The organism is Paraglaciecola mesophila KMM 241 (assembly GCF_000315015.1).
In the GTDB taxonomy this organism is placed as follows: domain Bacteria; phylum Pseudomonadota; class Gammaproteobacteria; order Enterobacterales; family Alteromonadaceae; genus Paraglaciecola; species Paraglaciecola mesophila.
This window is the reverse complement of record NZ_BAEP01000074.1, coordinates 134,440-147,531: the sequence shown is the minus strand read 5'-3', so window position 1 is coordinate 147,531 and position 13,092 is coordinate 134,440. Positions and strand designations below refer to the sequence as shown.

Below are 13,092 nucleotides of genomic sequence, written 5' to 3'. Positions count from 1 at the left end.
TTTTTTGGATTCAATTAGCTTATACAGACAGCTGTATAAGCAAATATTGATTAGGTGTTAACTAACCATTTAACAAATTGCTTTGCTTCATTTGCATTAGCAAATTTAGTGTTTTGACGACCTTGCTTATCGGCAAATGCTACGCTTTGTTTGTTTACAGAAATCGAATGCACTGGGTGCATTACACGGATCTGAGAACCGTTGTATAAATAAGACATAATAAAACTCTCTTTCAATTAGCGCGATAATGTTGACGCGCGAAATTCAACGAAGCTTCACTATAGATTTGACGATAACTTTACGACTTTATATGAGTCTAGGAGTGATAAACAGCAAGCACATGCTCGCTTATTCGCCGTTCAATAATTCAGCTTAATATTTTTGTTTTTTTAAATGCTGGCTGACTGGATCAAGGTAAGACAAGACATTAACAATGTTACCGATATGGTAACCTTGCATTATAAATGCGGAGGATGATTTATAAGCAAGGCAGCACGTTACAGCACTTATTGTATAAACGCAATAGCTATTTCAATAATATTTAGTGCTATCATGCCCTATTGGTTATTACTTAATTAGAATTCATTATGCCTGCTAGAATTGCAGTATTCGTTGATGTGCAAAACATCTATTACACCACCCGTGATACTTATCAAAAACAATTTAACTATCGACAGTTTTGGCAACATTTAAGTGAGCAAGGTGACATCGTTATCGCTAATGCTTATGCCACCGAACGTCATGACACCCAACAGCAAAAGTTTCAGTCCGCTTTGAAGCACATTGGCTTTAACGTTAAGTTAAAGCCTTTTATTCAGCGCAGTGACGGCTCAGCAAAGGGCGACTGGGATGTGGGGATCACTATTGACGTATTGGATGCTGCACAGCAAGTAGACACGGTCGTGTTGCTCTCAGGTGATGGGGATTTTGATTTATTACTCAAGGCAGTGAAAGTCAAACACCATGTAAGGACGAAGGTCTATGGCGTACCAGCGCTTACCGCAAATGCTTTGGTAAACGCCTGTGATGAGTTTGTTGAGATTACGCCAGCAATGTTGCAGTGATAGCAATATTGTCGGTCAGTAGCCTCAGGCGCTATTGTATTCACCTGAGACTAGCAACTTTTTATGAAGCAGTATTAAAAAATATGCGAAACAACGAAGGCCGAAGCATAGGCTAGCAAACCATAACCAGCGAACAATCCCCAAGCAACTTTTTTGCTACCCGTTTCACCTTTTAAGGTTGCCACCGTAGCGACGCATTGCAAAGCGATAACATAGAATATCAGTAAGCCGAGTCCTGCGCCTAAGGTTAGCCCGTCAGCTTGAATGTTCGCCGCAAGGCCAGCAATGTTTTCATCGGCCCCTTCAATACCGAACAAGGTCCCGAGTGCCCCAACGAACACTTCTCTTGCCAAGAAGGAGACCAAAATGGCTACGCCGTAGCGCCAATCTAGGCCTAAAGGGGCAAAAATAGGCTCTATCCACTGGCCAATCATGGCTAAATAAGAATCCTCTAACGCATGCTCTGAACTGGGGAAATACCCTAAACACCAGATAACCACAGACACCATGAAAATGACCGGCCCTGCCCTGCGAATAAATTGCTTCGCACTGGTGAGCACTCGAAACAAAAGTGGCTTCCAGTGCGGTAAACGATAATTGGGCAGCTCCAATATAAAGGGCATTTCGGCTTTGTCATTATCCTTGCTGGTAAACTTGTTCAATAGCACGCTTACTAGCAGTGCGGTGACAATCCCGAGAAAGTAAAGTACAAAAAATGCTGTTCCCTGAAGACTTAAAAGCCCACCTAAGTATGTAGTGTCTGGAATGAGAACAGCGATAAGCAGCGCGTACACGGGTAAGCGCGCTGAACAAGACATCAGTGGAATGGTCATCATGGTAATCAAACGCTTACGAGGAGATTCAATGGTGCGAGCCGCCATAATGGCAGGGATAGCGCAGGCATGACCTGATAAGTACGGTATGAAGCTACGCCCTGATAAACCAAAGTAACTCAACGGTTTATGGCAAATCAGCGCTGCGCGAGCAAGGTACCCGCTGTCCTCTAGTAACCCGATGATAAAGGTAAGTACCATTATTTGCGGCACGAAAACAAGAAATGAGCCCAAGCCACCAAAAATGGCGTCTTGCAGAAAATCGTTGATAAGACCAGGTCCAATTGCAGAAGTAACGGCAACGGCTAACCAGCCAATGATTTCTTCGACGCCATCCATTAACGGCGTAGCCCAAGTAAATATACTTTGAAACAACAAGAACATAATGCCAAAAAACGCCACTCCCCCCAGCACGCTATTAAGCAGGAAGCTATCAATTGTGTTTTGCTGTTTTAATACGATATCGGCGTGAATGCCGTAATGTTTGGCTATTTGACGACTGATACTGAACACGGTATCCCCAGCACCGATGCTTTTGGTTGGCACAAAGTTTTCGGGACGAGCGACCACGTCTAGTAATGCCAATTTAAATTCATGTAATCCAGTCAACGTTTTCGCCGACACAGGAAACACAGGGGCACCCAAGTCTTGCGCTAACCTTTCACAATCAACGTTGTGGCTAAAGCGCTCAACCTCATCAATCATGTTCAAGGCAAACACCAACGCTTTATTATGTTGTTTAGCTAGGTCGCGCACTTGTAACCCAAATACCAAACTTCGCTCTAATCGAGTGGCGTCAAGGTTGCACACTATGACACCTGTATTGTCGTCGTGCATGGCTTCGTGGATTTTTTCCACCGCAATTTCTTCATCTCGAGAAAGCGTGCTTAGGGAGTAAGCGCCTGGAAAGTCAATTAATCTATGTTCACCGAATTGACCACTTTTAAGCTCAACGGTTACACCGGGGAAGTTAGCCACTTTCTGACGTAACCCAGTTAATTGGTTGAACAACAGACTTTTCCCAGAGTTGGGTTTACCCACTAAAATAATATTTTTCATGACACAACTTGATTGAATGAGCGTTAGGTTCACGCCCAAATAGTAAAGGTTACTCTTGTGTATTTACCCGCGGAAAATGAATAATTGAATCGGGGTAAAAACGAAATAAGAAATATTAAGAAAGGCTACTGATGGCAACCTTGTCAGCAATACTCTGCTCTAAGGTATAAACACAGTCGCCAATTTGAACCACAAGTGGCCCGCGCATAGGACTGCGCCTTAAACAACGAACTGACTGACCGTCTGTCAGACCCATTTCTAACAATCGGTTTGTTACCGCTGGCAGTAAAGAAGCGTCTAAACCACTGATCAATGCAGATTTTTTTGCAGGGACATCCCAAAGTGTCATCGCACCCTCACCAAACAATTAATACAAATGAAAACTATTTTCATTAATACCATAAATTTAGCTATGGGTGCAATGCGATTTGCTTACCCGACTTTTAAATGGTCAGCCACCAAGAACGCCATTTCTAGCACTTGGTCTGCATTTAACCTTGGATCACATTGGGTTTTGTATGCTTGAGCTAAGTCATCATCACCAATTTGATACGCGCCACCTGTGCACTCAGTTACATGCTGACCGGTCATTTCTAAATGAATTCCGCCGGCATGAGTGCCCTCAGCACGGTGTGCTGCGAAGAACTGCTGAATTTCACGCAAAATAGCGTCGAAGTTACGCGTTTTGTAACCGCTTGATGCCTTAAAGGTGTTGCCGTGCATAGGATCAGAACTCCACACAACATTTCGCCCTTCTTGTTTCACTCGGCGCAGTAGCGCTGGTAAATTTTGCTCGAGGTTATCTGCCCCCATGCGAGTAATTAAGGTCAAACGACCCGATGTATTATCTGGGTTTAGCGCATCGATGAGCTTAATTAACTCATCGCCTTGCATGGTCGGCCCTACTTTAACCCCGATTGGATTATGAATACCTCGGAAGAACTCAATGTGTGCATGATCAAGTTGACGGGTACGTTCACCTATCCACAACATGTGCGCTGAACAGTTGTACCATTTGTCAGTCAAGGTATCGACACGCGTCAGTGCTTGCTCATAGTTAAGCAATAAGGCCTCATGAGAGGTATACAAACTGGTTTCGTGCAAGGTCGGGGTATTACTGGTGTTGATCCCCATCACGTCCATAAACTCTAACGAGTCTTGAATACGACGTGCCACATCTTGGTAACGCTCTTTCAGTGGGTTATTTTCAACAAACGCCATGTTCCAGCGGTTTACTTGATGTAAGTCTGCCAATCCGCCCTGAGCGAACGCACGCAATAAGTTTAAAGTGGATGCGCTTTGATGATAAGCATCGAGCATGCGCTGAGGATCTGGCGTACGTGCCGCTTCAGTAAACTCAAAGTTGTTGATAATATCGCCGCGATAGCTAGGCAGAGACACATCACCAATGGTTTCAAAATCGCCGGAGCGTGGCTTAGCGTATTGCCCAGCCATACGAGCAACTTTTGTCACTGGACAACGGCCTGCGAAGGTCAACACAATCGCCATTTGCAAAATAACTTTGAATGTATCGCGGATTTTCGGTGCGTTGAATTCATCAAAGGACTCTGCACAATCGCCACCTTGCAGCAAAAAGCCTTTACCGTCAGCGACTTGGCCTAACTCCTTGAACAATTGACGCGTTTCGGCGGCAAAAACAAGTGGCGGATAAGATTTAAGCTTTTGCTCTACATCTTTTAGGTGTTGCTGATCATGGTAAGTAGGTTGTTGCAGAATTGGCTTTTGACGCCAACTATCAGGTTGCCATTGGCTCACAATGTGTCCTTAAAAATTGATAAAATAGGAAATGAAAAATTAGTTCACAAATGGTTGGTAAGCAACATACAAATGTGACTCTTAATCATACCTTATCTCGGCCTAGATGAAATGTGCTCAAGGTAAAGAATGACGATAAAAATCAATTATTCGCTGTTCAGTTATATTAGTAAGTCATATAAATGTGTAATTCAGCAGATAGCACGAGCATTTTCAATCAGAACTATTAAGCAAAGCGTTGTTAAATTCTCAAACCGAAACAAACGCATAGATTAGTTACCTCAATACCGACCTTCTTTTATGCTAAGCGAAACGCTGCTTGATCTGTTCCAGCAGGCCGTCCGATGCTTGTTCAATTAAATCCAATACGTATTCAAACCCGCGCTTGCCCCCGTAGTAGGGATCAGGTACCTCATCTTCTTGTGAAGAACAAAAACTCATCATAAGAGCAATCTTGTGTTGATGTTCTTCTGGGCATATTTCTAGCAAATTTTGCATATTCTGCTTGTCCATGGCCACAATGTAATCGAAGTGTTCAAAATCACTCAGGTCTACCTTACGGCATTTTATTTTCTTAAAGTTATAGCCCCGCTCTTCACCCACAGCCCGTGATCGCTTGTCTGGTGGCGAGCCTATGTGTGCCCCAAGAGTACCAGCGGAATCAATTTCAATAGCCATGCCTGCGTGTAGTGCTTTATGGCGAAATATCGCTTCTGCCGTGGGTGAGCGACAAATATTCCCTAAACAAACAAATAGGACTGATGTGATAGTTTTTTTTACTTTTTTGTCAAACACCTGAATAACACCCGTAAAATAGTGAACATAATAAAAGGACTAGATTCTAGCATTAGCTAAAAAGACTTAGGATGCGTGATTATCTTTCCACACTTGAGCGCTTTTTGGTAACCTACAGATATTGTAAATTAAATGTGTCACGTATGGATGAATCGATAAAGATTACAACGGCTTGTCAACAAGTTCAGTGTCACGAATGTGGCTACTTGGTTGAAGTACCTCCCCTTGTACATCGTCAGCGCGCCCAATGTCCTCGATGCCATTATGTTATCACAACCTACTATCAGAATATGGTTCAAAAGTTGGTTGCATTCTCGTTAGCGGCCTTAGTCCTCATGATTGCTGCGCTGAGTTTTAATTTTTTGTCGTTCAGCGCAAACGGCCAATACCATTCAATTAATATTTTCAGCAGCATTGAAAGTCTCGCTGACAATGATTATATGGCCTTAGCTATACTGCAAAGTGCAGTTATTCTCGTGTTGCCGCTGACCATATTGTTTTGTTTACTGTATTTATTAATCCCTGTGCTGTTTGGGAAAAAGCCGCAACATGCAGCGCCTCTACTAAAAGTTATCTTCGCGCTTCGCGCTTGGACCATGGTGGAAATATTTCTTGTCGCTGTGCTAGTAAGCTTGGTCAAAATAATGTCTATGGCAGATATTGGGATTGGCTTGTCTTTCTATGCATACGCGTTATTCGCCATTTGTATGACCTACACCCTGATGTATATGGACGAACATCAAATGTATCTCACCACATCATGCGCGTTACCGAAAGTTCACAAGCGGCATTCCCCTTCTCATAGTATTCAAGCAACATGGGCATTACTATTGACGTCCATTTTACTCTACGTTCCTGCAAATACACTGCCTATCATGCATACAGATATTTTAGGTGATGATGAGCCCAGTACTATTCTAGGTGGTGTTATAACACTGTGGAAAATGGGCTCATACCCGATAGCCGCCATTATTTTTATTGCCAGCATTGTGGTGCCAGTGGCGAAGCTGTGCATATTATGCTGGTTGAACTTTAGTGTGCAAGCCCAATTCGCAGGCCGCAAAAAAACGCGTATGATCAGCTATCGATTTACAGAGTTTATCGGTAGATGGTCAATGATCGATGTCTTTGTAGTCGCTATTTTAGTTAGTCTGATCCAACTTGGAAATATCATGAGTATTTACCCTGGCTATGCCGCTCTCGCATTCTGCTCCGTGGTTATTTTAACCATGCTTGCGGCAATATCATTCGACACGAAGTTAATTTGGAGCGATCAGTAATCATGCATGAAAATGGCGAACCCGCTGACATCACAAACGTAAAAAGCATATCCAAAATATGGTTGGTGCCGATTGTCGCAATTTGTATGGGTGCTTGGATGTTCTATCACCAATGGAGCAACCAAGGGCCACTCATTAATATTGTGTTTGAAAATGCATCTGGTCTTGAAGTCGGTAAAACTAAAATAAAAATGCACAACGTCGATGTCGGTGAAGTGAAAACCATTGCATTAACCGAGGATTTACAGAAAGTACTCGTTACCGCCCGAATGTCAGCAAATTCTGAAGGGCTGTTGCGGGAGAGTACCGAATTTTGGGCCGTCAACCCGCGTATATCGCTCAATGGTATATCAGGTTTGAATACCTTGGTGTCAGGCACTTATATAAATATGTCTACCAATTTAGAAGGGCCATCTAGTCGAGATTTCGTGGCGCTTTCTGCCCCACCAATTACGCCCAGTGGAACCCCTGGTTTGCACGTAACACTCAATAGTGATGCTGAATTTGCTTTTAAAGAAGGCGACCCAGTTATTTATAAAGGATTAAAGGTCGGAGAGTTTGAAAGTATCTATTTTAACTTCGAAGAACGTATTGTGTATTACAACACGTTTATTCAAGCGCCGTATCACAAGTTAATCACCACGAATACCAAGTTTTGGAATACCAGTGGCGTAGAGATGGACATTGGCGCAAACGGTTTTAAAGTGAAAAGTAGCAGTATCGAAACACTCATCACCAATGGTGTTGCGTTTGGAGTTCCAGAAGGTATGCCACAAGGTAATAAAGTCAGTGAAAGATCATATTTCAATATTCATGACTCTTATGACTCCGCTGCTGAAGAGCGTTACAAGGAATCAGCAAAATTTGTGATTTTAGTGGAAGATACTGTGCGGGGTCTGCACGTGGGTGCCCCCGTTGAGTACAGAGGCATTAAAGTAGGTAAAGTATTGGATATTAACCCACCCAATGCTAACCAACAAAAGTGGTTAGATGCTGGGGTAGCCATTCCTGTGGTCATTGGCATTCAACCTGGGCGTGTTGAGCAAACAGACGACGATATTGGCATTGAATTTATTAACCGGCAGATAACAACATGGGTTGAAAACGGTTTTAGAGCCTCGTTGCAAACAGGCAATTTACTCACTGGAGCGCTCTTTGTTAACTTGGAACAATATGCCAATGTTCCATCTGTTGAAATGGAAAAATTTCAAGACTATCCGGTGATCCCCAGTATCTCTAATGAGTTCTCACAAATAACTGAAAAGGTCAGCGCCATTTTAGATAACATTAATGATATGGATCTCATTCAGCTATCCGAAGCGGCCAATAAGATGATGGACGACATTAGTGCAAGTGCCAATAGCATGAATAGCACCGCTGATGATTTTGCCGGCACGTTAAAGCAGATGAAAGAACAACAAGTTAGCGCTAAATTAGCAAACGCCCTGGAGGGGATCGAAGAGCTAACAAGTGGCTTCTCTTCGGGCTCTAGAACCAATAATGAAATAAACGAGACGTTAGACACACTTCAGCAAAGGTTAAGGGAATTACAACCTTTGCTTCTTGAGCTTAATCAAGCACCTAATAGTCTGATTTTTGATAAAGCGCCTAAGCCTTATTTACAGCCTGGCATCAGAAAAAATAACACTCAGCAAGAGCGAAAATAGTATGAAGATGTTTAGCATTTTTTTAACGATGATATTAATTGGTGGCTGTAGTTCCCCCCCAGCCCCTAATAGACAGGTTTATTTATTAAACAGCGACGCGCCTTTGATCACGGTAGAAAATTCTAAGATTGAGAGGGTAGTTATTTTAGATAAAATACAGCTTGCTGATCATCTCAAACGACCTAATCTAGTGATGCAAATACAGGGTAATCAACTGTATTACTCTGACTTAGATTTATGGGCAGAAAATTTGCAAAATGGTGTACATAACACGATGCTTGCCTGGTTGAATCAGCATGCGGAAGCCACACGTTTTGTTGCTTATGATTCACCTGAAGCAAACTTGGGTCAGGAGCATCTTATCGTGAGCGTTCAGTATTTTATGCCGACAGATCAGGGAACGGTCATTAGCAGTGGTCAATATTGGCAAACGGGTACTGGTAAAAATGAGCAAAATGTATCAATGCATAGTTTTTCTTTTACCTCGGCCCTAGCCCAAGAAGGATATCGTCATAGCGTGGCGTTACTTGCAGAACAATTATCGCAATTGAGTTTTCAGATCGTGGGCGATTTTGAGTAACACAAAGGGAAAGTGATCAAGTATGTTTATTGTTAAGCGTTTATTTAGCGCCTATCTAAATACCGGCACAAATAAGAGCAACACACCAGCGGTTCGTCAACAAATTCAAGTTACGAACTTATTTGGCTTAATTGGTTATCTCATCACTTTTGTGCTCGGTGTAAGTGCCCTTGTACGTAGTGCCGGGTTAAAAAATGACGACTTCTATCTTGGTGTGACTTTGTTGGTAGCAAGTGCTTTATTTTTCACTTCCCGCTTGATTCTCAAATTTTTTCAAAGTAAAAATGGCTATAAAGTCTCGGCCAACTTGGTTACAGGAGCATTAATGCTATTGATGCTCTACCTAATAGTCACTGGTGGGGTTAAGAATACCGGTCCTCTGTGGATTTACATCGTTCCACCTGTAGTGCTATTTTTTGGCGGATTGAAGCGGGGCTTGCTCCAATTAGGATGCTTCGCTTTTGTGGCTATTGTGATATTAGAGTATCCGAATAACCTGTTCTTAATGGCAGAGTACAGCGACGAGTTTAGTTCACGGCTTATCTATTCATTTATTACAGTCAGCTTATTATTCGTGTTCTATGAATATTCTCGTCAGCGCTCATTTAAAACACTTCAAGAGCTTAGCCGCGAATTTGAAAAACAGGCGCGCTTAGACCCACTTTCAGGATTACAAAATCGCCGGGGCATGCTTGAAAAGTTAGAATACGAGCACCAACGTACGTTAAGGCACCATAAAAATTTAACGTTAATGATGTGTGACATCGACCATTTCAAGCGGGTAAATGACAAATTTGGTCACGACGTGGGGGATGATGTCATCACCCAAGTTGGTCAACTTTTTGACAGAGCACTACGCAAACAAGATACAGTTGCTCGCTGGGGCGGAGAAGAGTTTTTGTTTCTCTTGCCTGAAACTACTCAAGAACAAGCCTTTACGCTAGCAGAAAAGCTACGCGCTCAAGTTTCTAAGCAACAATATCAAGCAGACTCAAATAGTTTCACCGTCACTGTCAGCTTGGGTATATACCAAATGCATCCTCAGGATAGCCTGGACCACGCCATCAGCCGTGCCGATACAAATCTATACCGCGCTAAGTCTAATGGTCGAAACTGCTCAATAAAATCTGATTGAGCACTTACTGAATAACGAGACTCATGCGTTCTAAACAACACACACAAATTGACGATGTCCCCTTTAATTGGCGCGTAGTAAAACAACTTTGGCCTTATTTATTGGAATTCAAGCGCCGCGTTTTTATTGCGATGCTTTGCCTTATCGCAGCCAAGGTCGCCAGTATCGGCCTACCTTTTGTCTTAAAACACGCCGTTGACACCCTAAACACGCCTGATACAGAAAAAGCCTTGGTGCTTGTTCCTTTTGCGCTCATTGCCGCCTATGGGTTGCTGCGCTTAGCCAACGTCTTGTTTGGGGAAATACGTGACACGCTTTTTGGACGTGTTACTGAACGCGCTATGCGCCGTATTAGCTTACAAGTATTTGAACATCTTCACAGACTAGATCTCGACTATCATTTAAATCGCCAAACGGGGGGCTTGTCTCGCGACATTGAGCGTGGCACCAGTGGGATAAGTTTTCTGATGCGCTTCTTAGTCTTTAATATTGTCCCTACCCTGCTCGAAATACTGGCTGTTGTAGGTGTGCTTTTTTACAACTATGGCTGGAGCTTCGCGGCGATTATTTTAGTCTCAGTTATCGGTTACATCGGGTTCTCTGTGAGAGCAACGCACTGGAGAACCGAATTTGTGCGAGCGGTCAATCAAGCCGATTCGCTTAGTAATACCAGAGCGATTGATAGCCTACTGAATTACGAAACAGTAAAATATTTTAACAACGAAGATTATGAGGCTAAGCGCTACGATGTCGCCTTAGCGGACTGGGAAACCGCACGGCGTAAAAACAGGTTGTCGCTTTTTGCTCTAAATGGCGGTCAAGCAACCATTATCGCTATCGCCATGACCAGCATGATGGCCGTTGCTGCATACTATGTTGCACAAGGCACCATGACCATTGGTGACTTTGTTTTGGTAAATGCCTTTACTATGCAAATTTTTATGCCTCTGAACTTCCTTGGTTTTGTGTATCGCGAGATAAGAGGGGCATTAGCAAATATTGAGAACCTCTTTACCCTACTCAGTAAATCTCCAGGTGTTATCGACAATCAAGATGCCAAACCACTAGTCATCAGCAAAGGCAATGTACGCTTTGAAAACGTGAGTTTTGGCTACGGACCTGACAGACAAATTTTACACAACGTGAGTTTTCGTGTTCCTGCGGGCAATAAAGTAGCTATTGTTGGCCCAAGCGGCGCCGGTAAATCCACCATCATTAAATTATTGTTTCGTTTTTATAATGCCGATAGTGGCGAAATTTATATCGATGAGCAACCTGTCAGTCGATCGACACAAGCCTCATTGCGACAAGCCATCGGTATCGTTCCGCAAGACACAGTGTTATTTAATGACAGTATTTTTGAGAATATCCGCTACGGTAACCCGTCAGCGAGTGATGAGGAGGTTTACCAAGCCATTGAGCACGCACATCTATCCGCTTTCATCAACGCCCTGCCTCAAGGGAAAGACACTAAAGTAGGTGAACGGGGCCTGAAGTTATCGGGGGGCGAGAAACAACGCGTCGCTATTGCCCGCACTATATTAAAAGGTGCTCCCATCTTACTATTTGATGAAGCAACCTCATCTCTGGACAGTCAATCGGAACACGCTATTTTGAGTGCATTTAGAGAGATTGCTGTTGGGCATACCAGTATTGTTATTGCCCATCGGCTTTCCACTATAGTGGATGCCGACAGCATCATAGTGATCCAAGATGGCCGCGTGGTAGAACAAGGTAATCATGCACTGCTTTTGGCCAACAACGGTCCGTATTACCATCTGTGGAATACACAACAAAAGGTGAACTCAAAAGATGTCTGAACAGCAACATCAACAACTCGTTGATGCCATCAATCAAACCATGCCTTTTGGTAAGTACGCCGGTAGAAAGCTGCTGGAATTACCCGAGCCTTATCTTGTTTGGTTTAGCCAAAAAGGCTTTCCCGAGGGTAAACTTGGACAACAACTGGCCCTAATGCACGAAGTAAAAGTCAATGGTTTAGAATCCATGCTTCAACCACTACTGAGATAATGAATAGACCACATTCTCGCGCCGACCATGCGCGCCGCAATACCCGTAGAAATCCTCTTCGAAAAAGTAATAGCGCTCAATACGAAAATATTGATAAGCAGATATTAGCGCTGCATCAAGCGATGGTAAAAAAGCTCATTGCAAAGCCTGAGCTTCGTCAACATGTCATCGACACCATCGAATTAAGATACGCCAATGGCCAATTACGCCACGGTGGCTACCTAGTGTGGAGCTGCTTGATGGAGTGTATTGATGACACTCCGGATAGCTTTATTGAAGGAGTACTAGCTGACACTCCTCAAATGCGCAAACTCAGGCGCAGAACTCCCTTCGTCAACGTATTAACAGAGCAAGAGCGCGAACAGGCATTGCTTGGTTAACCGCTGGAACAAAGTTGCATCGCCACCTAAATAGATTCACCGTTTTTACAAAGTCGCGCTTAAAAGGCTAAAAGCGCTTGAGCAATGACTTTAATACTAATACTAATACCGACATCATTATCGGCCCGGAATATTCTTCTTAAACGAAAAAAGCACCCGAAGGTGCTTTCTTTCAAACGCAATAAGCTGTCGAATTAACGACGTAGGCCCAAACGTTTGATTAGATCTTGATAACGCTCAACGTTTTTACCTTTAAGGTAATCAAGAAGTTTACGACGTTGGCTAACCATGCGTAATAAACCACGACGTGAGTGGTGATCTTTTTTATGGTCAGCAAAGTGGCCTTGAAGCTTGTTGATGTTAGAAGTCAACAATGCAACTTGAACTTCAGGTGAACCAGTATCACCTTCTTTTACGCCATAATCAGCAATGATTGCTGCAGTTTCTTGAGTAGTTAGTGACATAACTTTCTCCAATATAAGAGCTAAAATA

14 protein-coding genes are annotated in these 13,092 nt (G+C 43.1%); 8 read left to right on the top strand and 6 right to left on the bottom strand.

The genetic code is table 11. From position 1 onward, the window contains the following. Positions 1 to 50: 50 nt before the first annotated feature. Positions 51 to 218, bottom strand: a complete 168-nt coding sequence (locus tag GMES_RS22710; protein WP_006994188.1) for a hypothetical protein — start codon at positions 216 to 218, stop codon at positions 51 to 53. A gap of 369 nt (positions 219 to 587) precedes the next feature. On the opposite strand from GMES_RS22710, the gene GMES_RS17945 reads away from it, so the two are divergent. After that, a complete protein-coding gene (locus tag GMES_RS17945) occupies positions 588 to 1,064 on the top strand; it encodes an NYN domain-containing protein (protein ID WP_006994187.1) in 477 nt (158 codons plus the stop codon). Positions 1,065 to 1,138: 74 nt separating this feature from the next. On the opposite strand, the gene feoB is transcribed toward GMES_RS17945, so the two are convergent. From feoB to GMES_RS17925, 4 genes are all read right to left on the bottom strand, one after another. Further along, positions 1,139 to 2,956: a ferrous iron transporter B gene (gene feoB / locus GMES_RS17940; protein WP_052013432.1), complete on the bottom strand. Its 1,818-nt coding sequence runs from the start codon at positions 2,954 to 2,956 to the stop codon at positions 1,139 to 1,141. A gap of 115 nt (positions 2,957 to 3,071) precedes the next feature. Beyond that, on the bottom strand, positions 3,072 to 3,305 hold the full coding sequence (locus GMES_RS17935; RefSeq protein WP_006994185.1) for a FeoA family protein: 234 nt from the start codon (positions 3,303 to 3,305) through the stop codon (positions 3,072 to 3,074). 83 nt (positions 3,306 to 3,388) lie between these two features. Next, positions 3,389 to 4,732, bottom strand: coding sequence for a class II 3-deoxy-7-phosphoheptulonate synthase (locus tag GMES_RS17930; protein ID WP_006994184.1), 1,344 nt, complete (start codon positions 4,730 to 4,732; stop codon positions 3,389 to 3,391). Between the two features lie 303 nt (positions 4,733 to 5,035). Further along, positions 5,036 to 5,527 (bottom strand): low molecular weight protein-tyrosine-phosphatase, encoded by a 492-nt coding sequence (locus tag GMES_RS17925; protein ID WP_006994183.1) that lies wholly within the window; start codon positions 5,525 to 5,527, stop codon positions 5,036 to 5,038. A 71-nt stretch (positions 5,528 to 5,598) separates the two neighbouring features. Here GMES_RS17925 and GMES_RS17920 point away from each other — a divergent pair, with 71 nt between their 5' ends. The 7 genes from GMES_RS17920 to GMES_RS17890 are packed head-to-tail and all read left to right on the top strand — an operon-like array spanning position 5,599 to position 12,600. Continuing rightward, positions 5,599 to 6,807 (top strand): paraquat-inducible protein A, encoded by a 1,209-nt coding sequence (locus tag GMES_RS17920; RefSeq protein WP_006994182.1) that lies wholly within the window; start codon positions 5,599 to 5,601, stop codon positions 6,805 to 6,807. A 2-nt stretch (positions 6,808 to 6,809) separates the two neighbouring features. Beyond that, positions 6,810 to 8,474 carry an intermembrane transport protein PqiB gene (gene pqiB / locus GMES_RS17915; RefSeq protein ID WP_006994181.1) on the top strand — a complete coding sequence of 555 codons (1,665 nt, stop codon included), beginning with the start codon at positions 6,810 to 6,812 and terminating at the stop codon, positions 8,472 to 8,474. A gap of 1 nt (position 8,475) precedes the next feature. Then, a complete protein-coding gene (locus GMES_RS17910; RefSeq protein WP_006994180.1) occupies positions 8,476 to 9,054 on the top strand; it encodes a PqiC family protein in 579 nt (192 codons plus the stop codon). A 22-nt stretch (positions 9,055 to 9,076) separates the two neighbouring features. After that, positions 9,077 to 10,189, top strand: coding sequence for a GGDEF domain-containing protein (locus GMES_RS17905; RefSeq protein WP_006994179.1), 1,113 nt, complete (start codon positions 9,077 to 9,079; stop codon positions 10,187 to 10,189). A gap of 23 nt (positions 10,190 to 10,212) precedes the next feature. Then, positions 10,213 to 12,009, top strand: coding sequence for an ABCB family ABC transporter ATP-binding protein/permease (locus tag GMES_RS17900; RefSeq protein ID WP_006994178.1), 1,797 nt, complete (start codon positions 10,213 to 10,215; stop codon positions 12,007 to 12,009). After that, complete coding sequence (locus GMES_RS17895) at positions 12,002 to 12,220, top strand: DUF3820 family protein (protein ID WP_006994177.1); 219 nt, start codon at positions 12,002 to 12,004, stop codon at positions 12,218 to 12,220. The genes GMES_RS17900 and GMES_RS17895 overlap by 8 nt, the downstream gene beginning before the upstream one ends. Beyond that, positions 12,220 to 12,600 (top strand): hypothetical protein, encoded by a 381-nt coding sequence (locus GMES_RS17890; RefSeq protein ID WP_006994176.1) that lies wholly within the window; start codon positions 12,220 to 12,222, stop codon positions 12,598 to 12,600. Before GMES_RS17895 ends, GMES_RS17890 begins: the two co-directional genes overlap by 1 nt. A 194-nt stretch (positions 12,601 to 12,794) precedes the next feature. Here the strand turns inward: GMES_RS17890 and rpsO are convergent, their stop codons facing one another. After that, positions 12,795 to 13,064 carry a 30S ribosomal protein S15 gene (rpsO, locus tag GMES_RS17885; RefSeq protein ID WP_006994175.1) on the bottom strand — a complete coding sequence of 90 codons (270 nt, stop codon included), beginning with the start codon at positions 13,062 to 13,064 and terminating at the stop codon, positions 12,795 to 12,797. Positions 13,065 to 13,092 lie beyond the last annotated feature (28 nt).

Coding starts and splice junctions, on each gene's coding strand:
- pqiB (WP_006994181.1), top strand. CDS start 6,810: ATGCATGAAAATGGCGAACCCGCTGACATCACAAACGTAAAAAGCATA.
- GMES_RS17890 (WP_006994176.1), top strand. CDS start 12,220: ATGAATAGACCACATTCTCGCGCCGACCATGCGCGCCGCAATACCCGT.
- feoB (WP_052013432.1), bottom strand. CDS start 2,956: ATGAAAAATATTATTTTAGTGGGTAAACCCAACTCTGGGAAAAGTCTG.
- rpsO (WP_006994175.1), bottom strand. CDS start 13,064: ATGTCACTAACTACTCAAGAAACTGCAGCAATCATTGCTGATTATGGC.
- GMES_RS17910 (WP_006994180.1), top strand. CDS start 8,476: ATGAAGATGTTTAGCATTTTTTTAACGATGATATTAATTGGTGGCTGT.
- GMES_RS17920 (WP_006994182.1), top strand. CDS start 5,599: ATGCGTGATTATCTTTCCACACTTGAGCGCTTTTTGGTAACCTACAGA.
- GMES_RS17935 (WP_006994185.1), bottom strand. CDS start 3,305: ATGACACTTTGGGATGTCCCTGCAAAAAAATCTGCATTGATCAGTGGT.
- GMES_RS22710 (WP_006994188.1), bottom strand. CDS start 218: ATGTCTTATTTATACAACGGTTCTCAGATCCGTGTAATGCACCCAGTG.
- GMES_RS17945 (WP_006994187.1), top strand. CDS start 588: ATGCCTGCTAGAATTGCAGTATTCGTTGATGTGCAAAACATCTATTAC.
- GMES_RS17900 (WP_006994178.1), top strand. CDS start 10,213: ATGCGTTCTAAACAACACACACAAATTGACGATGTCCCCTTTAATTGG.
- GMES_RS17905 (WP_006994179.1), top strand. CDS start 9,077: ATGTTTATTGTTAAGCGTTTATTTAGCGCCTATCTAAATACCGGCACA.
- GMES_RS17895 (WP_006994177.1), top strand. CDS start 12,002: ATGTCTGAACAGCAACATCAACAACTCGTTGATGCCATCAATCAAACC.